Source organism: Chitinophaga caeni, assembly GCF_002557795.1.
Lineage (GTDB): Bacteria > Bacteroidota > Bacteroidia > Chitinophagales > Chitinophagaceae > Chitinophaga > Chitinophaga caeni.
Window position 1 is genome coordinate 3,479,328 of sequence record NZ_CP023777.1, and the last position, 25,165, is coordinate 3,504,492.

19 protein-coding genes and 1 tRNA gene are annotated in these 25,165 nt (G+C 43.5%); 15 read left to right on the top strand and 5 right to left on the bottom strand.

Going from position 1 to position 25,165, the window contains the following annotated elements:
• The first annotated feature begins 160 nt into the window (after positions 1-160).
• Positions 161-745, top strand: a complete 585-nt coding sequence (locus tag COR50_RS14690; protein WP_098194686.1) for an HmuY family protein — start codon at positions 161-163, stop codon at positions 743-745.
• Positions 746-859: 114 nt separating this feature from the next.
• Complete coding sequence (locus tag COR50_RS14695) at positions 860-1,807, top strand: DUF6607 family protein (RefSeq protein WP_198405657.1); 948 nt, start codon at positions 860-862, stop codon at positions 1,805-1,807.
• Positions 1,808-2,211: 404 nt separating this feature from the next.
• On the opposite strand, the gene COR50_RS14700 is transcribed toward COR50_RS14695, so the two are convergent.
• Positions 2,212-3,795 carry a peptide chain release factor 3 gene (locus COR50_RS14700; protein WP_098194687.1) on the bottom strand — a complete coding sequence of 528 codons (1,584 nt, stop codon included), beginning with the start codon at positions 3,793-3,795 and terminating at the stop codon, positions 2,212-2,214.
• 144 nt (positions 3,796-3,939) lie between these two features.
• Between COR50_RS14700 and COR50_RS14705 the strand changes: the two genes are divergently transcribed.
• From COR50_RS14705 to COR50_RS14715, 3 genes are all read left to right on the top strand, one after another.
• Entirely contained in the window at positions 3,940-5,190 is a 1,251-nt protein-coding gene (locus COR50_RS14705; protein WP_098194688.1) for an ABC transporter permease, read from the top strand.
• A gap of 184 nt (positions 5,191-5,374) precedes the next feature.
• Positions 5,375-5,821, top strand: a complete 447-nt coding sequence (locus COR50_RS14710) for a MarR family winged helix-turn-helix transcriptional regulator (RefSeq protein WP_098194689.1) — start codon at positions 5,375-5,377, stop codon at positions 5,819-5,821.
• Complete coding sequence (locus tag COR50_RS14715; protein WP_098194690.1) at positions 5,818-6,162, top strand: GIY-YIG nuclease family protein; 345 nt, start codon at positions 5,818-5,820, stop codon at positions 6,160-6,162. Before COR50_RS14710 ends, COR50_RS14715 begins: the two co-directional genes overlap by 4 nt.
• 91 nt (positions 6,163-6,253) lie before the next feature.
• Here the strand turns inward: COR50_RS14715 and COR50_RS14720 are convergent, their stop codons facing one another.
• Positions 6,254-6,559 (bottom strand): hypothetical protein, encoded by a 306-nt coding sequence (locus COR50_RS14720; RefSeq protein WP_098194691.1) that lies wholly within the window; start codon positions 6,557-6,559, stop codon positions 6,254-6,256.
• 883 nt (positions 6,560-7,442) lie between these two features.
• On the opposite strand from COR50_RS14720, the gene tsaD reads away from it, so the two are divergent.
• Both tsaD and COR50_RS14735 read left to right on the top strand, forming a co-directional pair.
• On the top strand, positions 7,443-8,450 hold the full coding sequence (gene tsaD / locus COR50_RS14730; RefSeq protein ID WP_098194693.1) for a tRNA (adenosine(37)-N6)-threonylcarbamoyltransferase complex transferase subunit TsaD: 1,008 nt from the start codon (positions 7,443-7,445) through the stop codon (positions 8,448-8,450).
• 6 nt (positions 8,451-8,456) lie between these two features.
• The gene (locus COR50_RS14735) at positions 8,457-9,191 is read left to right on the top strand and encodes a tRNA1(Val) (adenine(37)-N6)-methyltransferase (protein ID WP_098194694.1); all 735 of its coding nucleotides are present in this window, start codon (positions 8,457-8,459) and stop codon (positions 9,189-9,191) included.
• Positions 9,192-9,249: 58 nt separating this feature from the next.
• Here COR50_RS14735 and COR50_RS14740 read toward each other — a convergent pair whose 3' ends face one another.
• Complete coding sequence (locus tag COR50_RS14740) at positions 9,250-9,813, bottom strand: hypothetical protein (protein WP_098194695.1); 564 nt, start codon at positions 9,811-9,813, stop codon at positions 9,250-9,252.
• Positions 9,814-10,129: 316 nt separating this feature from the next.
• Here COR50_RS14740 and COR50_RS14745 point away from each other — a divergent pair, with 316 nt between their 5' ends.
• From COR50_RS14745 to COR50_RS14760, 4 genes are all read left to right on the top strand, one after another.
• Entirely contained in the window at positions 10,130-10,672 is a 543-nt protein-coding gene (locus COR50_RS14745) for a hypothetical protein (RefSeq protein ID WP_098194696.1), read from the top strand.
• Between the two features lie 129 nt (positions 10,673-10,801).
• Entirely contained in the window at positions 10,802-11,923 is a 1,122-nt protein-coding gene (locus tag COR50_RS14750; protein WP_232516175.1) for an efflux RND transporter periplasmic adaptor subunit, read from the top strand.
• Between the two features lie 39 nt (positions 11,924-11,962).
• Positions 11,963-15,109, top strand: coding sequence for an efflux RND transporter permease subunit (locus COR50_RS14755; RefSeq protein WP_098194697.1), 3,147 nt, complete (start codon positions 11,963-11,965; stop codon positions 15,107-15,109).
• Positions 15,090-16,514 (top strand): efflux transporter outer membrane subunit, encoded by a 1,425-nt coding sequence (locus tag COR50_RS14760; RefSeq protein WP_098194698.1) that lies wholly within the window; start codon positions 15,090-15,092, stop codon positions 16,512-16,514. Before COR50_RS14755 ends, COR50_RS14760 begins: the two co-directional genes overlap by 20 nt.
• Before the next feature lie 258 nt (positions 16,515-16,772).
• Here the strand turns inward: COR50_RS14760 and COR50_RS14765 are convergent, their stop codons facing one another.
• On the bottom strand, positions 16,773-18,896 hold the full coding sequence (locus COR50_RS14765; RefSeq protein WP_098194699.1) for a DNA topoisomerase 3: 2,124 nt from the start codon (positions 18,894-18,896) through the stop codon (positions 16,773-16,775).
• 174 nt (positions 18,897-19,070) lie between these two features.
• On the opposite strand from COR50_RS14765, the gene COR50_RS14770 reads away from it, so the two are divergent.
• Positions 19,071-19,154 (top strand) — tRNA-Leu (locus COR50_RS14770).
• Between the two features lie 100 nt (positions 19,155-19,254).
• On the opposite strand, the gene COR50_RS14775 is transcribed toward COR50_RS14770, so the two are convergent.
• On the bottom strand, positions 19,255-20,499 hold the full coding sequence (locus COR50_RS14775) for an NAD(P)/FAD-dependent oxidoreductase (RefSeq protein ID WP_098194700.1): 1,245 nt from the start codon (positions 20,497-20,499) through the stop codon (positions 19,255-19,257).
• A gap of 127 nt (positions 20,500-20,626) precedes the next feature.
• Between COR50_RS14775 and COR50_RS14780 the strand changes: the two genes are divergently transcribed.
• From COR50_RS14780 to COR50_RS14790, 3 genes are all read left to right on the top strand, one after another.
• The gene (locus COR50_RS14780; protein WP_098196255.1) at positions 20,627-21,535 is read left to right on the top strand and encodes a helix-turn-helix domain-containing protein; all 909 of its coding nucleotides are present in this window, start codon (positions 20,627-20,629) and stop codon (positions 21,533-21,535) included.
• Between the two features lie 78 nt (positions 21,536-21,613).
• Positions 21,614-22,450, top strand: a complete 837-nt coding sequence (locus tag COR50_RS14785; protein ID WP_098194701.1) for an SDR family oxidoreductase — start codon at positions 21,614-21,616, stop codon at positions 22,448-22,450.
• 516 nt (positions 22,451-22,966) lie between these two features.
• The gene (locus tag COR50_RS14790) at positions 22,967-25,129 is read left to right on the top strand and encodes a S9 family peptidase (protein WP_098194702.1); all 2,163 of its coding nucleotides are present in this window, start codon (positions 22,967-22,969) and stop codon (positions 25,127-25,129) included.
• Positions 25,130-25,165: the final 36 nt, after the last annotated feature.

A 25,165-nucleotide genomic window follows, 5' to 3' on the forward strand; every position in this document is an offset into this window, starting at 1 on the left:
CGTAAAGGCCAATTTGTGCCCTTTTTTTGGTGCTTTTTGGGGTGAACAAAAAAGTGCAAGAAACGAGCAGATGAACATTGAATCGAACTTTTGAGGGATCAAATTGCTCCCTGGTTAAAATTTAGTCGGACAATAATTATTAAATATCAATAGAACAACAATGAAAAAATCCTACTTCATAATTATCGCTTTCGCAATGGCTGGTGCCGCTGCTTGTAGTAAAGATGACGATGAAAAGCCTGATCCGCAAGAGCCAACGATCACCGTGCAAACTGTTACCAACCTGGCTGCCGATACTGCCGGCACCGGTAGTTACACATTATTCAGCTTGGAAGAAAATAAGATCATCCCGAATGCTGATTCTGCAAGTACCAAATGGGATATCGGTTTCAGATCTTTGAATGTTATTATGAACGGTGGTACAAGCGGCCCGGGCGCTACCTCTGGACAAATTATCGATGCCTTGTACGATACTGTTATGGTGGCGCCGGCAGATGGCTACCAGGTGGATGCCGAAGGTATGATGCCGATTAAATCCTGGTACAATTACGATTTTACTTCCCACCTGGTGACGCCTTTACCTGCTAAGGTAATCGTGGTCAAAACCAGCAAGGGTAATTATGCTAAAATTAAAATCTACAGTTACTATAAAGACGCTCCCGAAAATCCGGAGTACACGATGCCCAGCAGGCTAATCAGTTTTCATTACGTGCTGAACGCTAGCGGTACCCGTGAATTTGAGTAATAATAAGCTATCTATTCTATCCTGATGAAAACCCTATACCTGCTTTAACAACCGGATTTTATCCGTTTGTTAATCCCAAAACCAAATTAAAATGATCGTAAACTGAATCATGATATGCTAAAGAATTACGTCCAATTATTATCATGCCTGCTTTTACCCGGTTTTGTATTGGCACAATCGGCAGGGAAGCAACAAGAGGATCGCGAGGCGATTAAAAATATGTGCGGCTGCATGGAGGTTAGCTTTGAATATGCCGAAACATTTCCTTCGGATACTAATTATAGCCCGAAAGGGTATCATAAAATCGATGGTGCAATAGAATATGTTGCATTAGTGAAAGATGAAATGAATCATATCATCCTGCAACATTTACTGATTGCCGGCGGTGGTGTGATCAAACATTGGACGGAAGATTGGATTTACCAAGGCCGGCAATTGTTGCGATATGATAAAGACCAACAATGGGTTCCTGTTCAATTGCCGGTCAGCTCCGTTTCCGGACAATGGACTCAAAAGGTTTACGGCGTTGACGATGAGCCGCGTTACGAAGGAACGGCTACCTGGGTGCATACCGATGGAAGGCATTATTGGGAAGCTACCAGCGATGCGCCTTTGCCGAGAAGAGAATACACAACCCGCAATGACTATAACGTGATGAGGAGAACGAACCACCATGAAATCACCGGCTCCGGTTCCGTGCATGAGCAGGATAATCTTAAGATTGTGAGAGCCGCCGGGAAAGATTCTGTCATCGTAAAAGAGAAAGGCTTGAATACTTATAAAAGAGTTGATGATGCACATTGTGAAAAGGCCATAGCTTGGTGGAAACAGCATCAAGAATTTTGGGCCAAGGTGCGGGAAGCCTGGCAAGGTATATATGCTCAAAACAAAACCTTGCAATTGCAAAAGCAATACAAGGGTCAATCATTATACAAAACGATGCTTGACTTGGAAAGGCAGGCATTCGAAAATACTATAAGGGGAAAAGCATTGGATGAAGCGATCCAAACGACATTGCAACATTTTACTTCATTAACAAACGATTTATCTATCAAGCGATAATTGAGTTGGACGTACCAAACCACCACGGCTAATCTTGGCCGTGGTATTTTTTCAAGCAAAAGCTAAAAAGCCGCCATAGGAATGGTGGCTTTCGGTTCTGTTATTTGTTCGGTTTCCCCTTGATGGTTCGAGCTTCCCAGCTCGGCTCCACGGTCAATTGAGGAACTTCACAATTGTACCGTAAAGGAAGCGGTACTTACTTCTTGCACCGCGAACTGCCATTTGTTGGATCCCTAATGTTGCCGAACAGGCTGTTCTACCAGTAGAACCTGGCGCCATATGGGAGTCCGAACAGGGAAGATCGAACTAGCGAGGGCTTCCGGTTGTTTTCAGTATAAAATTCGAAAGTCAAACACCCAAACACGGAAAGCCAGGTTTCGAACCCCGTGCATTTAAGATGATTATTACTTATGTATCTCGGAACTAAAATGGAATTCGATATCCGGGTTGTTGCTGCGTTCCGTATTCAAATACCATTCGGATTGAGCGAGGTAAACCAGGTGTCCATCTTTATCTTCCACGATATTTTGACCCTTGAAGCGGATAAAATCTTCAATTTTTTGCTTATCGCCGGTAATCCAGCAAGCTTTATAGAAAGGCAAAGTATTAAATTGGCAGGCCGCGCCATATTCTTGTAGCAACCTGTACTGAATTACTTCGAACTGGAGATCACCGACGCAACCGATGATTTTACGGTTACCATTGTGTTGGGTAAATAACTGCGCCACGCCTTCATCTGTTAATTGGCGGATACCTTTTTCCAGTTGCTTGGTCTTCATCGGGTCTTTATTGACCAACTCCTTGAATAATTCAGGGGAGAAGCTCGGGATGCCGGTAAAGAAGAGTTCTTCCCCTTCGGTTAAGGTATCTCCGATTTTGAAGTTGCCGGTATCAAACAAACCAACAACATCGCCCGGGTAAGCATCATCCACGATATTTTTCTCGCGTGCCATGAAGGTATAAGGGTTGCTGAAACGCATGTCCTTATCTAAACGTACATGGTGGTAAAATTTATTACGCTCAAATTTCCCGGAACAGATCCGCAGGAATGCAATCCTGTCACGGTGACGGGGATCGAGGTTCGCGTGAATCTTGAAAATGAACCCGGTGAATTTATCTTCATAAGGATCAATATCCCTTGTGCTGGCAGGGCGTGGTTTAGGTAGGGGAGCGATTTCCACGAAAGTGTCTAACAGGTCTTTTACACCGAAGTTGTTCACGGCGCTACCGAAGAAAACGGGAGCCAATTTACCCTCCAGGTAAGGTTCTTTTTCAAAAGGATCGTACACCCCTTCAATCAATTCTACATCGCTTCTCAATTGATCCGCATCTTTTTCATTGAAATTCTCATCAACGAAACTGCTGCTTAAATCTTTCAGCGGAACGATGTCATCGTCCGTAGCTTTTTTATTGGGGGAGAAGGAAACGTAACTTTTGTTATACAAATTATATACACCTCTAAAGTCCTTACCCATATTGATCGGCCAACTTAAGGGTCTTACCCTGATGGACAATTTTTCTTCCAACTCATCTAACAAATCGAAAGGCATCTTACCATCGCGATCCATCTTGTTGACGAAGATGATTACGGGCGTGTCGCGCATGCGGCACACTTCCATCAAGCGCTCGGTCTGTTCTTCCACGCCTTTTACGCAGTCGATCACCAATACAACGGAGTCTACCGCGGTTAAGGTGCGGTAAGTATCCTCGGCAAAGTCCTTGTGACCGGGGGTATCTAGCAAATTCACGATCGTGTCGCGGTAATCGAAACTCATTACGGAAGTGGCAACAGAGATACCTCTTTGGCGTTCGATCTCCATGAAATCCGATGTTGTATGTTTCTTAATCTTGTTGCTCTTTACCGCCCCCGCCGTTTGAATCGCGCCGCCAAACAGGAGGAATTTCTCCGTGAGCGTGGTTTTACCCGCATCCGGGTGGGCGATGATGGCAAAGGATTTACGTTTATTGATCTCGTTAGCGTACTTCATACATGTAAAATGGCTGCAAAGGTACGAAGAAGCAACGAAAATCGGGCAATTTGAAGGCTTCTTTTACTTGGAAACTTGACAAGATATTTTACCTTTCAACGAAAAATAAATGTAAAAATTCATGATATACATTAAATTTGGTTTATGCTTTCTACCCTGAAAATATTAACTAACAGCTTGTTGATGGCTTTGCAGGAGCTTCGCTCTAACAAGTTGAGAACGTTTTTGTCCCTACTGGGTATCACGATCGGTATCTTTTGTATCATCGCGGTGAAAACAGCCACGGATAGCCTGGAAACTAATATCCGCAGCGAAGTGGCTGCATTAGGCAATAACGTTATTTATATACAGAAATGGCCCTGGGATGGTGGACCGGATTTCCCTTGGTGGAAATATGTAAACCGCCCGGAACCGCGCTTCGAAGAACTGAAGCAACTTACGGATCGCTCTACCACGGTGGCAGCAGGTACCTTCGTGTTCGACGTGGCCAGGCGGAAAATTGAATACGGTTCCGATTATATCGAAAATATCAGCTTACTGGGCGTTACTTACGATTTCGACAAGATCCAGAGCATGGATATCGTTGCCGGGCGCTATTTCACGCCAAGAGAAGCTACTGACGGTGGTAATGTCGTGATTCTAGGGGCCAATATTTGGCAACAACTCTTCCCCGAAGGGATGACAATCGTAGGAACCGAAGTAAAGGTGGCCGGGTATAAATGTACCGTGATCGGTTTGTTGAAATACAAGGGAAGTGGTATGGTAGATGGTGTTTTTGGAGATAATACGGTGATTACGCCTTACAAGTTTCTCAGGAAACTGGTGGATGAACGCCGCTTCGGGGATCCGTACATCATGGTGAAAGCCAAGGATGGCGTTTCGCTAGAGGCTATGAAAGATGATATACATGGTAATATGCGTGCCATCCGCAGGTTAAAACCTACGGAAGATGATGATTTCAGTTTAAACGAAATCACTGCCGTGGATGATGATTTGAACGAGATGTTTACATTGTTAAATGTCGTGGGTGGAGTGATTGCCTTCTTCTCCCTTTTGGTGGGTGGTTTCGGAATTGCCAACATCATGTTTGTGACGGTGAAGGAAAGGACAAATATCATCGGGCTAAAGAAAGCAATCGGGGCAAAGAAATCTATTATATTACAAGAATTCCTGTTAGAAGCCGTTATGCTTTGCCTGATCGGCGGTCTCTTCGGCCTGTTGATGGTATTAGGTCTTGCTGCCGTGCTTACGTCAATGGACATCACGGTGACCTTAACGCTTAAGAACGTGGTGTTCGGTTTGTCTATCTCGGCCTTCGTTGGATTAATCGCGGGTTTTGTGCCGGCATTTTCGGCGTCAAAATTAGATCCCGTTGTCGCCATCCGGGGAAATTAAAAGTAAATAGTATTCTGAATATATTTTTATACGGGGCGTCCAAACGGCGCCCCATTTTCATGCCCGTAGATCCAACGCATGCCTTGCATCCAAATCCCACCCAAATCAATCTAAACAAAAAAAATCCCGATCCGAACTAAATCCAATATATTTGCTAAATATTTGAGTATTCAAGTAATTAGCAATGAGTAAAACAGCGTTAATCGTATTATTGAACATCCTGAAGGTGCAATCATTAATATCAAGAAAGTTTGATTCCCTGAGTGTACACGGCTTAGGATTAACCGATTACATGGTTTTATACCTGTTGTCGGGATCGGCAGAACAGAAGTTGCGCCGCATTGATTTGGCTGAAAAAACGGGACTTACCGCATCCGGGATCACGAGGGTATTAAATCCGTTGGAGAAAATTGGGTTGGTATCCCGGGAAACCAATGAAAGGGATGCGCGGGTGAGTTACGTGGTGCTTACCGAAACGGGGGCGAAAGTTTTTAAAGAAGCGAGTAAAACGGCGGAAAATGTCGCGGTTAAATTATTTCCCGGCGCAACTGCGAAATCGCTGAATAGCATCAACCAGCTTTTAAAATCGCTGGGTGGCGATATTGAACCATTAAAAGAACCAGGAGCATGAATAAAGAAAAAAGAAAAATATTGCGTGAGCAATTCACTTCCATAAAACCTACGATGGGTGTATTAACCGTTACAAATACCCGGAATAATAAGTTGTATGTAGAGGGAAGTATAAACATTGAAGCGCTGATCAACAGGACATTGTTCATGCTCAACAGCGGGCAGTTTGAATTGGTTGCATTGCAAAACGATTGGCTTGAGTTCGGGCAGGATGCATTTGTTTTTGAACAACCCGTGATTATAAAACATGAAGAAGATAAAATTATCAATTACCGGAAGGAGGTCGAAAGGGCGGAGGTGTTGTTGAAAGAGCAATTGAAAGGGAAAGCCGAGTTATATTGATATTTATATAAGCGGACGCATTTTACCGGATCCGCGCAAATGTTAGAGACAAGGTATACCCTGTCTCCACACGAAGCATCGGTCAACCCATTCAAGTATACACTACGAATAAATTGCCAGGTTTACTAAGGTTCTCGGCAATGCGCATTTCATCCATCATAAAATCCGCATTGCACTCATGGAGGGTTTTACCGATTTCGTTAAATACGGCCGCGATTTCCACTTGCTGTTCAAAGGAACAAATCGGTTGATTTTGGGAACGCATTTGTTCAAACGTTGCTTCATCAATATTCAAACGTTCACAAACTTCTTGCTTGAAAATCCCGGGAAGACTCTTTAATTCTTGATCTAAAAAGTCGATCAAATTTACATTTAACGCTTTCTTCTCATTTTTCATAACAAAGATCTTTTTGAGGTAAAAAAAAATAATTATGCCGAGGCGGAAAGGATTCTTGGGAAGCGTAAAAAAGGTGCAGGTTAGTTCTTACCCTGATGAAGGATACAAACACGCTTAATTATATATTAAGAATCACGAAAATAATGAATCAACTCTAATTGAAATTGATTTTGAATTAAATCGAATGTATGAAAAATCCGTCGAGAAAAATTCAATCGCTCAATAAAATAAACGAATATTTATTAATATAATTAATGTATCAATAATAAGTATAACAATAGAAGATTTTAAAACAAACATGATTATTAAAAAACATACAAGTTAAAAATATCCACCAAGCTTGTATATAATAAAAATCATCAATACAATCCTTCGTATATCATATATCAAATATTCAATATTAAATAAAGAATTATTATTGTCCGACTAAATTTTCAATGAAAAAATTATAATCGCCTTAAAAGTTCGATTCAATGTTCATCTGCTCGTTTCTTGTACTTTTTTGTTTACCCAAAAAAGCACGAAAAAAGGGCACAAATTGGCCCTTACGGCCGCCAATTTGATCGCTCGATCCGGCCTTTCTACTACTGTATGGCCAAGCTTCCCTTCGCTATCAACAGTGCGAAGTTCCAGGGTTCTCTTGGCGGGGCACCCCGGATTTTGAATGTATCATCCTTCGCTTATATCCTTGACCAGGTAAGGAATTCAAGTATCTTTAAAGCATTTTTAGTCGGACAACAATGATAAAATATCAATAAAAAATACAAAGCATCCAATCAATCCCCCCTCAGTAAGCCCCGCAATCCAAAATAAAAAATAAAGAATCCGTGAAATCCCGCAATCCATAAAAATCCGTGAACAGTTTTGTAACTTTGCCGCGTTTATGTCAATTAATATACTAGCAATAGAATCCTCTTGCGATGAAACGAGCGCCGCGGTAATCTCGGGGGGCAAGATTTTATCGAACATCATCGCCAACCAGACCGTGCACGAGCAATACGGGGGCGTGGTGCCGGAATTGGCATCGCGGGCGCACCAGGAAAATATCGTTCCCGTGGTGGAAGCAGCCCTACAAAAATCCGGGTTGCAGAAGTCTGATTTGCAGGCCATTGCCTTTACACAATCGCCGGGATTAATAGGTTCATTATTGGTAGGCGCCTGCTTCGCGAAAGCGATGGCCCTGGCCCTGGATATACCCTTAATCGGGGTACACCATATGCAAGCACACGTTTTGGCAAATTTCATCGAAGATCCGAAACCCCGTTTCCCATTCTTATGCTTAACCGTTTCCGGTGGACATACACAGATTGTCCGCGTCGACGGCCCGTTGCAGATGACAGTCATCGGTGAAACGCTCGATGATGCTGCGGGGGAGGCATTTGATAAATCAGCGAAGATTTTAGGCTTACCGTATCCGGGTGGACCATTAATTGATAAATATGCGAAAGAAGGAGATCCAAAACGCTTCAAGTTCCCCGAACCTCAAATTCCGGGCTTGAATTTTAGCTTCAGCGGACTGAAAACCGCGATCCTTTATTTTACGCAGCAACAAGAACAGGAGCAACCGGGCTTCCTAGCGGCTAATATGCCGGATATCTGCGCTTCTATTCAAGACAGGATCGTGACTATCCTGATGAATAAACTGGTGAAGGCCAGCAAGGAAACCGGCATCAAGGATATCGCTATCGCCGGGGGAGTAAGCGCTAATTCGGGCTTACGTAACGCGTTGACCCATTACGGTGAAAAATACGGTTGGAGCACTTTTATCCCTAAATTTGAATATTGTACAGATAATGCTGCCATGATCGCCATGACAGCACATTATAAATATATTGCAGGAGAGTTCGTGGGCTGGGATGCCATTCCAAGTGCCAGGGCTGTATTTGGTTAATTTTTCATGGGAAGAAAGGGCAATTCATATTTTCAGTTCAAAAGATTTACCGTACACCAATCGCAATGCGCGATGAAGGTTTGTACCGATGCTTCGGTATTTGGCGCCTTTACCGCCAGGTTTGCCAAGGTATCTAACTTAGCGATGGAGAACGTGCTGGATATCGGCGCCGGAACGGGCTTATTGTCACTAATGCTGGCACAGGAAAGCCCCGCTCATATTACGGCGATCGAGTTAGATCCGGCCGCTGCACAACAGGCGGAGGATAATTTTAAAAACTCTCCATGGGCAGATCGCTTGCATTTAATGGAAGGTGCCGTTCAAACGGTTGAACCCGGGAAAGCATTCGATTTAATCATTAGCAATCCGCCATTTTACGAACAGTCCTTGCAGGGGCCCTCAGCGGGCCGTAACCGCGCTATGCATGCCGTAACCTTAAGTTATCCTGATTTAATAGCGGGCGTGCTAAAAAACCTGTCGGAAGGAGGCGTTTTCGCATTATTATTACCATTTGCAGAATTTCAGCGTTTCCAGGAGCTAGCTGCCGGGCAGCATTTACATGTCCATGAGCTATTACACCTAAGGCAAACGCCCAAGCATGAATATTTTAGAACCATTGGCTTTTTTAGGAGGAATGTAGCGGAAATTATCGCGGTAGGTGACCTGGTCATCAAAAATAGTGATGATAAATACACGCCTACTTTTAGCAGCTTGATGGCCAACTTTTATTTACACTTATAAATAATAAAAATGGCGGTTAACCGCAGTTAACCGCCATGGTTCATACATAACTTTCCTTTTAAACACCTAGGTTGTTTAAAGAAACAGCGTACAGTTGTTTTACTTTAGATGCACCGTCTTTCAAAATGTCCCGCTGCAAAGACCTGTCGGTCTTAAACTGCATGTCCAGCATGACATGGAATCTTTCATTGCCCGGGAATGCTTTCTTCAAGTTTTCCTTGGTTAATAATTGTACTTGTGCGCCGGGTTCGGTGCTGAAGTAATACAATTTTTCCTTGGTACGCTCTTTCCCGTTAGTGATGTTCACTACGCGGCTGTACATCTCGAAATGCGTGGTGTCAACCACCTGGTAGCTGTTGTTTTCATAAAAACGGAAAACCCTGTTCCGGGCATCCTTGAAACCGTACAATTGTCCTTTTTCGAACTGGTGTTTTTCGGTCCCGCTAACTTTCACGAGTTTTGGATGAAATGCAACATCGGCATTGATTTTTGCGTCCTTATAGCTGAGCTTGGCTGCCTTGTAATCGTCCAAGGTCATGAAAAGACCGCTATAATCCTGTGCCCTTGCTGGAAGTGATGTAGTTGAACACGCTACTAGTAAGGCCATAAATAATTGCTTCATAACCGTTCTGTTTGGTGTACCGCAAATTTACGTCGAAATAAAATTTTATAAACTGCTTTTTGTCATCTTTCTACCGCTATAAATGGGTAGAGGAATAGCTCTTTCTTCCGATATAATTCGTATTGATTTTATTTGTTGTGTCAAATAACGCGTTTTGTTTTTCCGATCATCATAAAAATATTATCCTAAGGGTATTAAAATAATATATCTCCATAAATTTCATGTGTTTATGAGCAAAATCAATATCAGGTTGGGTTTTGGGCTGATTTGAAAAATGTGAATTATTTTCAAAATTGTTAAACAAATATTAATATAAATGTCGTTCATCTTTAAATTCTACCGTTATTCAAGTATCGGTTTGAGTTTTTCAAATCAAACATTAGATTCGCAACCGAGCATGAAGAGTAGGTTTCATTTCATATTAAAAATATTTAGTTGTTTTCTTTTCCTGGCCATTCAATTGGCCGCGGGATTGACCTGCTTATGGTCAAATTACCATCAATATGTTGATGATTTAGAAGAGGATGAATTTTATCAAATATCCCATACTTCTAAACATGAACAGCCAACAAGTTTTACCGCGCTCCTGCACAGCTCTTGGAATAGCAAGGATCGGTTTCATGATGTGAAGCCTATACAGGACCAGTTACATGTTAAATACCCGAAAAAATCTAAGCTCAATTATTTTCTTTCCGCGTTGAATCAACAATATAACTTGGCCGCCAGGCTGGTTATCATTTTCAGCGACAGGTTTAACCGCGATATTTTTTTAACTGAAAATAAAAGGGGCGAATACAGTCGCCACAACTCTTTTTTACCGGCATATTATAACTTCCTATTTAGGTTGTATCCATTCTGACGGGTATCATTTCCCCAGGGTATTATTATCTCTTTTATTAAACATCATTTACCATTTATTAATTGACATGCAATAATCTTTATTGCGTGGCATCTTATCTTTTACTGGTTTCATTGAAACATTAATGTTATGGCTATGCGCTTAGAACAAGTGATTTATGTATCCTTGGTAGGACTCGCTTTGTCCGGCTGTACTTCCAAGGCGGAGAAAAATCAAGCTAATTCGGAATTGAGAACTTTGCCTGTCACAACTTTGACGGTCAAAGACACGGTGCTGCACCGTTCTTACGTGGCCAGTATAGAGGCTGTTCAAAACGTGGAAATTCGCGCCCGCGTTGATGGTTTCCTGGATACGATCCATGTAGATGAAGGTAAGATGGTCAGGAAGGGACAGGTCTTATTTACCATCGGCAACGAGGAATACATTTCTGATTTGGCCAAGGCCAAAGCTGCTCTTAGTAACGTGATCGCGGAGGCTAAAGGCGCCGCGCTCGAAGTGGAAAGGGTAAAACTTTTAGTTGAAAAGAAGGTCATTGCCGGATCGGAACTGGACGTGGCCAAGGCTCGCTTGGCTGCCGCCGAAGCAAAAACCGACGAGGCGCGCTCCGCTTTGAATAACGCTGAGAATAAGTTGAAATACACCAAGATCAGGGCGCCTTTTACCGGTGTGATTGACCGAATTCCTTTGAAGAATGGTAGCCTTATCCGCGAAGGAACACTGTTTACGACTATTTCCGATGTTCACGCGGTGTACGCATATTTCAACGTGTCCGAAACGGAGTATTTACAGTATATAAAATCAAGGAAAACCGCCGATATGGATATGGAAAAAGTACGGTTGGTATTGGCTGACGAGACCTTGTATCCTTATCCCGGTACGATTGAAACCATCGAGGGAGAATTTGAAGAAAATACCGGTTCAATCGCTTTCAGGGCCAAATTCCCGAATCCGAAGCACCTGCTGAAACATGGCGCCAGCGGCAAGGTGCTACTCTCGAATGAAGTATCAAACGCAATATTGGTGCCGCAAAAGGCGGTTTTCGAAATGCAGGATAAGAACTACGTGTTCGTACTGGACCAAGATAATAAGGTGCAGATGCGCAATTTCATCCCGCGTAACCGGATGAAGGATTGCTACCTGGTTGGATCAGGCTTAAAAGAGGGCGAAACAATCGTAGCGGAAGGCGTGCTCAACATCAGGGACGGTATGACCATCGAACCGCTTAAAAGGAATGCAGAAAGCGCCCAGTAGTTACAGGATTTATTATTCAGATTGATTTAAAGGATTGCAATGTTTGATACATTTATTAAAAGACCGGTATTATCATTGGTAATATCGTTGATCATAACCCTGTTGGGCTTATTGGCTTTATTTAGTTTGCCGGTAACCCAATTCCCGGATATCGTTCCGCCATCGGTTACGGTAACAGCCAAGTATACCGGCGCAAATGCGGAAGTATGCGTAAAAGCGGTGTCTACGCCTTTAGAACGCGCCATTAACGGGGTGCCGGGCATGACTTACATGTCGTCTGTATCGAGTAATGATGGTATGACGGTAATAAGCGTGTTCTTCGAGGTGGGAACCGATCCTGATCAAGCGGCGGTGAATGTTCAAAACCGCGTGGCTACGATTATCGATGAATTGCCGGAAGAAGTTATCAAAAGTGGTGTAACAACGGAAAAAGAGGTGAACAGTATGTTGCTTTACCTCAACATCATGAGTGAAGACACGACTTTGGATGAACAATTTATTTACAATTTTGCTGATATCAACGTGCTGCAAGAACTGAAGCGTATCAACGGCGTTGGTCGCGCTGAAATCATGGGTGCGAAAGAATACGCGATGCGTGTCTGGTTGAAGCCGGACCGGATGTTGGCATTAAATGTATCTGCCGATGAAGTGATCAATGCCATCCGCAGGCAAAATATTGAAGCGGCCCCCGGAAAAACGGGGGAGAGCTCCGACAAAGATCCTAACTTACAACAGTATGTATTACGCTACACCGGTAAATTCTTCGAACCGGACGAATATAAAAACATCGTGGTGCGTGCTAATGCCGACGGTAGTATGTTGCTGTTGAAGGATGTGGCTGATGTTGAATTTGGTTCGCTTACTTATAGCATGGTTTCGAAAACGGACGGGAAACCTTCGGCGTCCATCATGTTGAAACAACGGCCGGGTTCGAATGCGCAAGATGTTATCCGCGATGTAAAAGCAAAGATGGCGGAGATGAAGGCTACTTCTTTCCCGCCGGGTATGACTTATAACTTCAATTACGATGTATCCAGGTTCTTGGAAGCGTCTATTTCCAGCGTGATCCATACTTTATTCGAAGCCTTTATCCTGGTGTTTATCGTCGTGTTTATCTTCCTACAGGATTTCCGTTCCACGTTGATCCCGGCTTTGGCAGTTCCGGTGGCTTTGATCGGTACCTTATGCTTTATGCAGCTAATGGGTTTTTCGATCAACTTGTTGACCTTATTTGCCCTTGTTTTGGCTATCGGAATCGTGGTGGATAATGCTATCGTGGTCGTGGAGGCGGTCCATGTGAAGATGAACGAAGATCATTTGCCGCCTTTGGAAGCAACCTTGGCGGCGATGCGGGAAATCAGCGGGGCCATCGTGGCTATTACCCTGGTCATGTCTGCCGTATTTATTCCGGTGGCTTTCCTGAGTGGCCCGGTAGGCGTGTTTTACAGGCAGTTTTCATTGACCTTGGCAATCGCGATCGTTATTTCCGGTGTAAACGCGGTAACATTAACCCCGGCGTTGTGCGCCATCATGCTTAAGCATCAGCACGGCAACAGGAAAGGCATGTTGCAGCGATTTTTCAACGGGTTTAACAAGGGGTATAATAAAACGGAGCGCGGCTACGCCAGCTTAATCGGAAAGATTGCCGGAAGAAGATTATTAACGGTAGGTTGCTTGGTATTTTTCTTCGTGGCTACCTGGGGAGTTAGCTCGGTATTACCAAGTGGTTTCATTCCTACGGAAGACCAGGGGATGATCTATGTAAATGTAACGACGCCGCAAGGTGCAACGGTAGAAAGAACGGAAGCGGTTTTAGATGATATTGATAAGATAGCGCGTGACATGGATGAAGTTGAATCTGTTTCTACCTTGGCCGGTTATTCCCTGGTGAATGAAGTGGCGGGAGCCTCTTACGGAATGGCCATGGTTAACTTGAAATCATGGGAAGAGCGCAAGGCTAGTGTACAGGATATCATGAACAGGTTGCAAAAAAAATCCAAGTATATTTCAGATGCCACGATAGAGTTTTTCCCTCCGCCAACGGTTCCCGGTTTTGGTAATAGCAGTGGTTTCGAACTGCGTTTGCTTGATAAATCAGGATTGGGTGAGTTGGACAAAGTAGGTGCTCAAACGCAGCGGTTTATCGAGGCTTTGAAAGATCGCCCTGAGATCGGTAGCGCGTTCACCAGTTTTGATGCCAGCTTCCCGCAATATTTAATTCACGTGGATCAAAAGATGGCTGCCAAGAAAGGGGTGAGTATTGATAATGCATTGTCAAACCTTCAAACTTTGATGGGGAGCTTTTATGCTTCTAACTTCATACGCTTCGGGCAAATGTACAAGGTGATGGTACAGGCGGACCCCTCGTACCGCAGGAAACCCGAGGACTTGCTGAAACTATATGTGAAAAATGACCAGGGACAGATGGTTTCTTACGCTGATTTTATCCGCTTGGAACGGGTGTATGGGCCGGAACAATTGACCCGTTACAATATGTACACCGCCGCGATGATTAACGGCGATGCAGCACCGGGCTATAGCAGCAGCGATGCGATCAAAGCAGTTGAAGAAGTTGCTGCCAATTCATTGGCAAGGGGATATTCGATCGAGTGGAGCGGTATGACGCGGGAACAAATTCTATCTGGAAATCAAGCTGTGTATATTTTCTTGATATGCTTGGTATTTGTTTACTTGTTATTAGCGGCCCAGTACGAAAGTTTCTTATTGCCGTTGCCGGTGATTCTTTCATTACCTGCCGGTATTTTCGGTGCGTTCCTCGCCTTGAAAGTGTTTGGATTGGAAAATAACATTTATGCGCAAGTTGCCCTGGTAATGCTCATTGGTTTACTGGGCAAAAATGCCATCTTGATTGTTGAATTTGCCATCTTGAAAAACAAGGAAGGGCTCTCCGTGTTGGAAGCCGCCAAGCAAGGCGCCGTATCGCGTTTAAGGCCCATCCTGATGACTTCTTTTGCCTTTATTGCGGGCTTGATTCCCCTGTGTATTGCCACGGGAGCAGGCGCTATGGGGAACCGTTCTATCGGTACCGCGGCAGCAGGGGGGATGTTGATAGGAACCTTGTTCGGGGTAATCGTGATTCCCGGTTTGTATGTATTGTTTGCTTCCATGGTGAAGCATCGGCCAGTAAAGAAAAATATCAAAGCACATGAATCAATCCTTAATTAGAAATATCATCTTGGCAGCATTGTTACTTTGTAGTGCATGCGCCACGCAAAAAACACTCACTTTACCGGAAGCGGTAGCATTGCCGGCAACGCCGAGTTCTGAAGATACAGTATCAACTTTAAGCTTCAGGGAAGTGTTTCATGACGAGAACTTACGATCGTTAATCGAGATTGCTTTGCAACATAATTTTGATTTATTGTCTGCACAGCAGCGCATTAACATCGCTGCCGCCAATTTGAATGTTGCGAAGAGCGCCTGGCTACCTAAAGTGGAAGGAGCTGTTAGTGCGGGCGCTGAAAAGTACGGTGATTATACGCAAAATGGTGTCGGTAATTTTGATACTAATTTTTCCGATAACATCAATGGTAAACAGGAGATACCTTACCCGGTTACACCGAGTTATTTTATCGGCTTGAGGAGTTCATGGGAACTCGATGTTTGGGGAAAGTTAAAGCTGCAAAAGCAAGCCGTAAATGCCCGGTTTTTAGCTACGAAAGAAGGGAAGCACCTAATAAGAACGCAAGTGATCGCTTCCATTGCCGGGATGTATTACGAGTTGACAACCTTAGACAACGAGTTACAGATTATTAAAAGCAATATCAAGTTGCAAGAATCTGCCTTGGCAACCGTGGAAATTCAAAAGGCAGGAGGCCGTGCAACGGAATTGGCTGTACAACAATTCCGCGCGCAACTGTTGGGCACGAAGGCTTTAGAATTCAAGATCAGGCAGGATATCGCAGCGTTGGAGTTCCAGCTAAATGCCGTATTGGGACGGATGCCCCAAGCAATTGCCAGGACCAGGCAGAATGCTAAACAAACGGTATTGCCAAGCATTGAAAAAGGGATATCGGCGCAATTACTATTGAATCGCCCCGATGTACAGCAAGCGGAATGGGAGCTGGCGGCTACGAAGGTAGATGTACAAGTTGCTCAAAAAGCATTTTTGCCTAGCTTGACAATTACGCCCTACTTAGGGTTTGAATCCTTCAAAGCTAAGTTGCTTTTTGAACCGGCCTCCATTGCTTGGGGCGCCATCGGTGGATTGACTGCCCCGATATTTCAACAAAAGAAGTTGAAAGCCAATTATGCGCAAAGGGAAGCGGCAGCCTACCAAGCATTTTATAACTACCAGCAAAAGTTGGTAAACGGCTACCAAGAAGTAGCGACCACGCTAAACAAGGTAGAAAATGAGCAGAAAGCCTACGATTTTAAATTACAGGAAGTGGCCGTATTACAACAAGCCGTTGCTACGGCCAATACATTATTTACAACCGGATACGCCTCCTACTTGGAAGTGATAACCGCACAAAAAAGTGTACTTGAAGCGGAGTTGTCGCTCGTGAATACAAGGCGCCGTGTTTATCAAGGCATCGTGTCCTTGTACCGCGCTCTTGGCGGAAGTTGATATAAATGATAAGTGTTAATGAAATACCGGGGTATTTCCATATCCCGGTTTTTTCCCAATTGAAGGAATGCAAGTGGAAAAATAGCATTCCCGAAGATGAACGGAGCGTCGCAACCACAGCCCCATAGTAATTATCCGCCGATTACAAAAAAAAATTACAAAAAACAAAAAACAAAAAACAAAAAACAAAAAACAAAAAACAAAAAACAAAAAACAAAAAATCCGTGCAATCCCTAAATCCAAAAAAATCCGTGAACATTACTCAACCCCGAACCCGAAATCCGCGGTCAAGATAATCCTGCCATCTTGCGCATTGCCATTCACCACCAAACCTTTCAGCTTACCCGTTTTCTTCTTAGTAACCAGGTCCGCGATTTGCTTGGCCGTGAGCTTTTTGCCAAACAATTCAAATGGAACCTTGAACCCGCAAACGTTAAAGTTACTGCAACCGTAAGCCGATTTTCCTTTCATCAGTGGATGTTGGGAGCATTTGGGACATTGCAAGGAACCGGGCTCGGCGCTTTCCTTTTTCTTAGTGGTTTTCTTGGGTACGGTATTAGTTTTCTGCGGCTCCGCCGCGATCGTGATCGGTTTATACTGGCTGTTTTTTACTTCGAGTGTTAAATCTTGCACCATTTGAATCAGCTCCGACTTGAAAGTATCCATGGCGTATTCGCCTTTTTCGATTTGCCGGAGCTTCCTTTCCCAGGTACCGGTAAGTTCAGCGCTTTTCAATAACTCGGATTGTATGGTATCGATCAGGTCCATCCCCGTTTGGGTGGCAAAGATGTTTTTTTTCTTCTTCTCGATGTATTTTCTTTTGTATAAAGTTTCAATAATGTTGGCGCGTGTAGAAGGGCGACCGATACCATTATCTTTCATCAGCTCGCGCATTTCCTCGTCTTCGACTTGTTTTCCGGCGGTTTCCATGGCACGTAATAAAGTCGCTTCGGTGTAAGGTTTCGGAGGCGAAGTTTTCCCTTGATGTATTCTCGGTGTATGCGGACCACTTTCGCCAACCTCAAAATGCGGTAAGGTTTTTTCTTCTACCTCTTCGCCTTCTTTTTTGTCGGAGTTATCATCCTTTTCTTTTACATCATTAGCATACACCTCTTTCCATCCGGGTTCAATAATTTGCTTGCCGGTAACTTTGAAGGGGACTTGACCCACGGTGCCGAATACGGTAGTTGTCGAGATTTTACATTCCGGGTAAAAAGCGGCAATGAAGCGCTTGGCAACCAGGTCGTAGATGCGTTTTTCTTCGTAAGGAAGATTACTGGGGTAAATACCTGTCGGGATAATAGCATGGTGATCGGTCACCTTTTTATCATCGAAAACAGATTTCAATTTGGGAATAGGTTGCTGAAGGATAGGGGCGGTCAGCGCGGCATACGGCGCCATGTCCTGCAATATCCCTGCAATCTTAGGATGTAAATCTTCAGAGAGATAAGTGGTATCTACCCTTGGGTAGGTTACCAATTTTTTTTCGTACAAACTCTGAATATACTTTAATGTATCATCGGCGGTAAAAGCAAATTTTTTGTTGGCTTCTACCTGTAAACCTGTGAGGTCAAACAATTTCGGGTTCCCTTCTTTGCCATCCTTTTTCTCGAAAGAAGTAACCACGAAAGGATATTCTTTCAGATATGCTAAACCCTTATTGGCTTTATCAAGCGTTTTTAATCGATCGATAGTCGCGGTAAATTCTACATCGCGGTAAATAGTTTTCAGCTCCCAGTAGTCTTCGGATTTGAAGGCGTTGATTTCCTTTTGTCTTTGAACGATCATGGCGAGCGTGGGCGTTTGCACGCGGCCGATAGACAATACGGCCTTCCCTTGGCCGAATTTCTTCGTAAATAAACGGGTGGCGTTCATGCCGAGAAGCCAGTCGCCAATTGCCCGCGCGCTACCGGCGGCGTAAAGGTTATCGAATTGTTCGGCATTTTTGAGTTGTTGGAAGCCGTTCTTGATGGCTTCTTCAGTCAGGGAAGATATCCATAGGCGTTTCACAGGCGCTTGGCATTTAGCTTTGAGCAAAACCCAGCGTTGAATCAATTCACCCTCTTGGCCGGCATCCCCGCAATTAATCACTTCTTCACAAGCGTCGACCAGTTTTTCTATAATACCGAATTGCTTTTTTACGCCGTCGTTCTCGATTAGCTTGATGCCGAAGTTGGTGGGGATCATCGGCAAGTCTTCGAGTCGCCAAGCTTTCCATTGATCGAAATAATCGTGAGGTTCTTTAAGTGTGCAGAAATGACCGAAGGTCCAGGTGACCTGGTAGCCATTACCCTCGAAATAACCATCTTTTCTTTGTTTGGCACCGATAACTTCGGCAATATCCCTGGCAACACTGGGTTTTTCGGCGATGCAAACTTTCATAATCTTTTCGGAATACCGGTTGAAATAGGCTTTGGTGAAAGTGCTAATTTACTGAATTAGATGAAAACCTCGCGGGGCGAAAATTTTTCAATCATTTTTAAAAATATTTTTGCTGAATTAAAATAATCGTCTACATTTGCAACCCGAACAGCGACAAATAGTTGCGAAGTTCAGGCCCAGATGGCGGAACTGGTAGACGCGCTAGACTCAAAATCTAGTTCTCGCAAGGGAGTGGGGGTTCGATTCCCCCTTTGGGCACTAAAGGGAAGAGGTTCATGGATCTCTTCCCTTTTTTGTTCATGGATTTGTAGGGATTCCACGATTTCGGATCAAGTTGAAAAGTTATTTGAAGAGGTTATTAGGATTTATTGAATAATAGCTTTACATAGAACATTGGGCTGGCCAGTTTCTTCCTGATGTTTACTTCGTGGAACATCGAGATCATGAGTGCTTTTACTTGTTTGTTTTTTGATCCGAGTCTCAGCAGGAAATTAAATAGCCACGAAGAACGGGCCAACTTTTGTAGTTTATGGCTCAATTGTAATTCTGGCCACAATACCCGGTAAACTTCCCTGTCATAACGTTCTAAGAAATTATCAGAATAATCATCCCGGGATATGGCTTCTGCCACCGTTATGGCCGCGATCCTTGCAGAATAAATTGCATTGCCGATGCCCTCCCCGCTAAATGGGTCGATGAGGAAACCGGCATCGCCGGTTAACACGTAGTGATCCCCGTGAAGTTTCCGTTTTTTACTACCCAGGGGGAGTCCATATCCTTGGATCTTTCCTAATAGGTTGGCTTTTGCAAAGCGATCCTTCAGTTCGGGGGTGTTTTGTACAGCATCGAGCAGCGATTTTTTCAAGTTGATCTTTTTCCTCGCAACGGATTTACTTAGCATTCCAATGCCAACATTTGCTTCACCATTTGGCAAATGAAATATCCACAAATAACCCGGTAAAACGTTTTCGAGGAAGTGTAATTCGATAAAATTATCATCATGGATTTCTTTGATCCCTGAATAATATGCCCTGATACCGGCGATATAATGTTTATGTTCTACTTTGAAACCGGCTATTTCTTTAGTAAAAGGAGATTGTGCCCCGTTTGCTACGATGATCATTTTTGCTTGTACTTGGAAATTGCCGGAAGCATTTGAAAGTAAGTAACCATTCTCCGTCCGTACCTGTTTTACGATATCAATGCTTTCATAAACATGTATACCTGGATTCATTTTCATTTCTCGAAATAGGAAATGGTCAAAATCGATCCGCTTGCAGACGAAGCTTCCCGGGTCACCTTTCTTTTCCAAGTAGTTTGGCGCATAGGGAATTTCCAACGAAATATTATTCGGAGCTATAAAGGTCACTCCCCAACTGTCTTTCTTAAAAATTGAAGATTGTAATCGCTTCGCGATATTTTCATCTATCTTTTTTAATTGCGTTAGCACTTTACTGCTTAAGGCATCGCCGCATACCTTGTCCCTAGGAAAGCTTGCCTTGTCAACCACGATGCAGTCAATTCCCAACTTTGCCAATTGCAATGCTGCACAAGAGCCTGCCGGCCCGGCGCCTAATACGCAAACAGTAGTTTCTAATTTCATAATCCAAGATTCAAGTTGAAGATACAAATTGTTTAACCCTGGTATAATCGAACTTTGGTAGCCGTGTTAAAAGTTAAATTTCAAGAAATATTATGGTTTGATTTTTATAATTTCTTATTTTCAGGGTATGGATCATCGTACAGAAGGTTTAGAAAGTTTTTACCAGAGGAAAATGAATTGGATTCCGGGTAACCTGAAAAACGGTATCGGTCATTTTAACGTATTCCACATGCGCGACTTCGTTGGCAAGCAACCTGGATCCGCACCGTACAGCCGCAAAGATTTTTATAAGGTCAGCTTGGTCATAGGGCGTAATAAGTATTATTATGCAGATAAAACCATCGAGATAGAAGAGGCTGCACTGCTATTTGGCAACCCGATGATTCCTTATAAATGGGAACCTTTAGATGGGGAACAAGATGGTTGCTTTTGCATCTTTACCGAAGCATTCTTTAACCAGTTTGGTAGAATCCGCGATTACACCGTATTCCAGCCGGGCTCCAGCCCGGTGTTTTTACTGGGTAAGGAACAGGTGAAAGAAATGAAAGCGATTTATGATAGAATGTTCGAGGTATTACGCTCGGAATATGCCTATAAATACGACTTGTTAAGAAATTTGATATATGAACTAGTCCATAAAGCGAATAGCTTACAGCCCGTAGAAACAAACTTATATAAAGATAGTCCTGCCAATACAAGGATTGCTGCTTTATTCGCGGAGCTGTTGGAAAGGCAATTCCCGATCGATTCCAGTAATCAGCGGCTTGAACTTCGCAATCCTGCTGCATTTGCAGCGTATCTCTCTATCCATACCAATCATTTGAACCGCGCGTTGAAATCGGTTTCAGGCAAAACTACTTCCCAGCTCATCGCGGAGAGGGTTGCCCAGGAAGCAAAAATATTACTGTTACATACTGATTGGAGTGTTTCTGATATAGCTTTTTGCTTAGGATTTGATGAACCTTCACATTTCATAGCTTTCTTCAAGAAGAATACCCGGAAAACCCCACATGTTTTCCGTAAGGAAATTGTTTGATTTTTATTATTTTTTGTTTGAACTGCGTAGCGGATAACCGGTTCAAGTTTCGGAAATTTGTATTCTAAATTGATACCGATGAAACAAAAAGTTTGGTTTGTTACAGGCGCATCCAAAGGTTTAGGCTTGGCGCTGGTTAAGAAGTTATTAACTGAAGGGCATAGCGTAGCCGCCACCTCAAGGGATGCCGATGTACTTGCAGCAGCGGTGGGGGATCCTTCAAAGAATTTTTTATCACTACAGCTGGATTTGCGGAATGAAGCAGCTATTGGGTCCGCCCTCCGGGAAGCCCAGCAGCATTTTGGTAGGCTGGATGTCATAGTCAACAATGCCGGTTATGGAATAGGAGGGACGCTCGAAGAGCTAAATTCGGATGAAATTGAGCAGGCAATTGATATCAATCTCAATGCCCCAATTTTTGTAATGAAATATGCCATCCCTTATTTAAGGGAGCAAAAATCCGGTCATATTATTAATATTTCATCTATTGCAGGGTTTGCTGGCGCCATGTCTTGGGGTATCTACAATGCTGCAAAGGCTGGTCTTATCGCCTTTTCCGAAGCCTTTGCTCAAGAAGTGAAGGAATTTGGTATACAGGTAACTGTTATTGCGCCTGGAGCTTTTAGGACCGAATTTATTACCAGCGCTTACCAGGTACAAGCCGGCAAGGAAATGCCTGAATATAAAGCAGTGCGGGAAACGCAAACCAGGTATGCACAATACCATGGTAAACAAACTGGCGATCCCGCGAAGGCCGCGAAAGTGATGATGGATATCGCGAATCATCCCGATGCGCCGGTTTTATTGTTCCTGGGCTCTGATGCTTACAAGCGGGCACTGGATAAAATCGAATCATGGACGGAGTCTATCAAACAATTGGAGACTTTAAGTACCGCTACCGACATTGTTGACTAATTTGACAAGATGCAAGTATTTCATGCATGGGTTAGATAGATTTAAGGGAATAATATTGATTTTGTTCACGGATTGAATAGATTTGTAGGATTAACACGGATTTTTTGATGGGAATAGTGTGCTGAAATGTGGGTTATCCGTTTAATATTAGAATCCATTGTTGTCCGACTAAAAATGCTTCAAAAGTACTTGGATTCCTTACCTGGTTAAGGACATAAGCGGAGGATGATCTATTCAGCCCCGCCAACAAAACCGTGGAACTTCGCACTGTTGATAGCGAACGGTAGCTGGGCTATACAGTAGTACAAAAGCTGGATCGCGCGATCAAATTGGCGGCCGTAATGGCCAATTTGTGCCCTTTTTGGGTACTTTTTTGGGCAAGCAAAAAAGTACAAAGAAATGTGCAGGTGGACATTGAATCGAACTTTTGAGGCAATGATAATTTTTCATTGAAAATTAGTCGGATAATAATGATTAGAATCCTTAAAATAATCGCTGAACTTAATTTACCCTATAATGAAAAAGCTTACTTTGATTTCTTTGCTTTTTTTGCTTTGCTGTTTAGTGCTGCCTTCATTTGGGCAAAATAGACTTACGGAGCAAGATTATAAAAATGCGGAGAAATTCCTGTTCTTCAACACTTATAAGTTAGTTACGCATGGTACCGTTAGACCAAATTGGATCGATGGCGACTCTTTTTGGTATAATGTAAGTACCGCGGATGGAAACTCCTATGTTTTAGTGGATGCCAAAACCGGTAAAACAAAATCTTCTACCAATAAGGCTGATTTGAAGCTGAAGGAAAATGGTCGTCCCGGTATCCGCGTAGGCAGGAACGAGATACTATCTCCCGATGGTAAGAAGGTCGTGTTTATAAAGGATTGGAATTTATATATGCGTAACCTGGAAACAGGGAAAGAAACGCAATTGACAAATGACGGGGTTAAGGATTTTGGCTATGCCACCGATAATGCAGGTTGGACGCATAGTGATCGCCCGATCGTATTATGGTCGCCGGATTCGAAAAAAATTGCCACTTTTCAGCAAGATCAGCGCCATGTTAGCAATATGTACCTCGTGAAAACGAAGGTAGGCGAACCTGGATTAGAAGCTTGGAAATACCCCTTACCGGGCGATACCCAGGTTATCCAGATTCATAGGGTTATAATTGAAGTAGATCAACCGAAGGTGATCCGTTTGAAAATTCCGGCAGATCCCCGACGCGGTACCTTGTGCGACGATATTTCTTGTTCCGGCGCTTTCGATGATAATGAATGGAGCGAGGATGGCAATACCTTGGTATTCGTATCTACATCGAGGGATCATAAAGTGGAGAAAGTTCGCATGGCAAATGCCAATACCGGTGATGTGAGGGAGATATTTACAGAAGAAGTTCCGACTCAATTTGAATCCGGGCAAGGTGAGATTAATTGGCACTACCTTTCTAAAACCAATGAAATCATCTGGTATTCGGAACGTGATAATTGGGGGCATTTATATTTGTATGATGCCAATTCTGGGCAGTTGCAACATCAAATAACCAAGGGTGATTTCGTGGTGACGCGACTGTTGCATATCGACCCTAAGCAGCGTAAGCTTTACTTTATGGCAAATGGTAAGGATACGAACGAAGATCCTTATTTCGGCCATTTCTATAGCATCGATTTCAGTGGAAAAAACTTAAAATCCCTGACGCCGGAAATTGGAAACCATAACATTTCCTTTTCTCCCGGTTTCAAGTATTTTGTTGATAATTACTCCCAACCGGATGTACCCAATGTAGCCGTATTGAGAAATATGAATGGTAAGTTGATTACCACATTGGAAAAACAAGATATTTCAGCTCTGGAAGCTACCGGTTGGAAAGCGCCGCAACCGGTGAAGGTCAAATCACGCGATGGTCGTTGGGATTTATATGGTTTGATGTTTACGCCGAGCCATTTGGATCCTGGTAAAAAATACCCGGTTGTGAATTACATCTATCCCGGCCCGCAAGGCGGTGGTGTGGGAAGCCGCAATTTCAGTCCTTCGAGGGGCGACCATGCCGCCTTGGCAGAATTGGGCTTCGTGGTGATCGTCATTGACGGCACATGCAACCCGGACCGCTCCAAGGATTTCCATGATGTATGTTACGGCGATATGGCTGATAATACCTTGGAAGATCAGATCTCCGGTATTAAACAGTTAGCTGCAAAATATCCTTACCTCGACTTGGATCGCGTTGGCATTTGGGGGCACTCCGGCGGTGGTTTTGCCACGGTGGATGCCTTGTTTAGCTATCCGGATTTTTATAAAGTGGGTATCGCCGAATCCGGCAACCACGATAATAGGGGATATGAAGATGATTGGGGTGAACGTTACATCGGTTTGGAAAAGAAAATGAGCAACGGCAAAACCAATTACGAGATACAAGCCAATCAATATAATGCTGCAAATTTAAAAGGTAAGCTATTGTTGGCCACGGGTAATGCAGATGATAATGTACCGCCATATAACACTTATCTCGTGGTAGATGCCCTCGTAAAAGCGAATAAAGATTTCGATTTGATCATCTTTCCCAATGCGAGGCATGGTTACGGGCAAGATAGTAATTACATGATGCGCAGGCGTTGGGATTATTTTGTCGAGAACCTGATGGGAGCCAGCCACCCTAAGAATTTTAAAATCGGTAGCTACTAACTGTAGCAACAGCAAATAATGAGCAACTGGAATTAA

Excerpts from the sequence above, each read along its gene's own strand:
- COR50_RS14690 (WP_098194686.1), top strand. The coding sequence starts at position 161 with ATGAAAAAATCCTACTTCATAATTATCGCTTTCGCAATGGCTGGTGCC.
- COR50_RS14740 (WP_098194695.1), bottom strand. The coding sequence starts at position 9,813 with ATGAAGCAATTATTTATGGCCTTACTAGTAGCGTGTTCAACTACATCA.
- COR50_RS14765 (WP_098194699.1), bottom strand. The coding sequence starts at position 18,896 with ATGAAAGTTTGCATCGCCGAAAAACCCAGTGTTGCCAGGGATATTGCC.
- COR50_RS14780 (WP_098196255.1), top strand. The coding sequence starts at position 20,627 with ATGGATCATCGTACAGAAGGTTTAGAAAGTTTTTACCAGAGGAAAATG.
- COR50_RS14790 (WP_098194702.1), top strand. The coding sequence starts at position 22,967 with ATGAAAAAGCTTACTTTGATTTCTTTGCTTTTTTTGCTTTGCTGTTTA.
- COR50_RS14785 (WP_098194701.1), top strand. The coding sequence starts at position 21,614 with ATGAAACAAAAAGTTTGGTTTGTTACAGGCGCATCCAAAGGTTTAGGC.
- COR50_RS14775 (WP_098194700.1), bottom strand. The coding sequence starts at position 20,499 with ATGAAATTAGAAACTACTGTTTGCGTATTAGGCGCCGGGCCGGCAGGC.
- COR50_RS14700 (WP_098194687.1), bottom strand. The coding sequence starts at position 3,795 with ATGAAGTACGCTAACGAGATCAATAAACGTAAATCCTTTGCCATCATC.
- COR50_RS14715 (WP_098194690.1), top strand. The coding sequence starts at position 5,818 with ATGAATAAAGAAAAAAGAAAAATATTGCGTGAGCAATTCACTTCCATA.
- tsaD (WP_098194693.1), top strand. The coding sequence starts at position 7,443 with ATGTCAATTAATATACTAGCAATAGAATCCTCTTGCGATGAAACGAGC.
- COR50_RS14760 (WP_098194698.1), top strand. The coding sequence starts at position 15,090 with ATGAATCAATCCTTAATTAGAAATATCATCTTGGCAGCATTGTTACTT.
- COR50_RS14755 (WP_098194697.1), top strand. The coding sequence starts at position 11,963 with ATGTTTGATACATTTATTAAAAGACCGGTATTATCATTGGTAATATCG.
- COR50_RS14705 (WP_098194688.1), top strand. The coding sequence starts at position 3,940 with ATGCTTTCTACCCTGAAAATATTAACTAACAGCTTGTTGATGGCTTTG.
- COR50_RS14695 (WP_198405657.1), top strand. The coding sequence starts at position 860 with ATGCTAAAGAATTACGTCCAATTATTATCATGCCTGCTTTTACCCGGT.
- COR50_RS14710 (WP_098194689.1), top strand. The coding sequence starts at position 5,375 with ATGAGTAAAACAGCGTTAATCGTATTATTGAACATCCTGAAGGTGCAA.
- COR50_RS14735 (WP_098194694.1), top strand. The coding sequence starts at position 8,457 with ATGGGAAGAAAGGGCAATTCATATTTTCAGTTCAAAAGATTTACCGTA.
- COR50_RS14745 (WP_098194696.1), top strand. The coding sequence starts at position 10,130 with ATGTCGTTCATCTTTAAATTCTACCGTTATTCAAGTATCGGTTTGAGT.
- COR50_RS14720 (WP_098194691.1), bottom strand. The coding sequence starts at position 6,559 with ATGAAAAATGAGAAGAAAGCGTTAAATGTAAATTTGATCGACTTTTTA.
- COR50_RS14750 (WP_232516175.1), top strand. The coding sequence starts at position 10,802 with ATGGCTATGCGCTTAGAACAAGTGATTTATGTATCCTTGGTAGGACTC.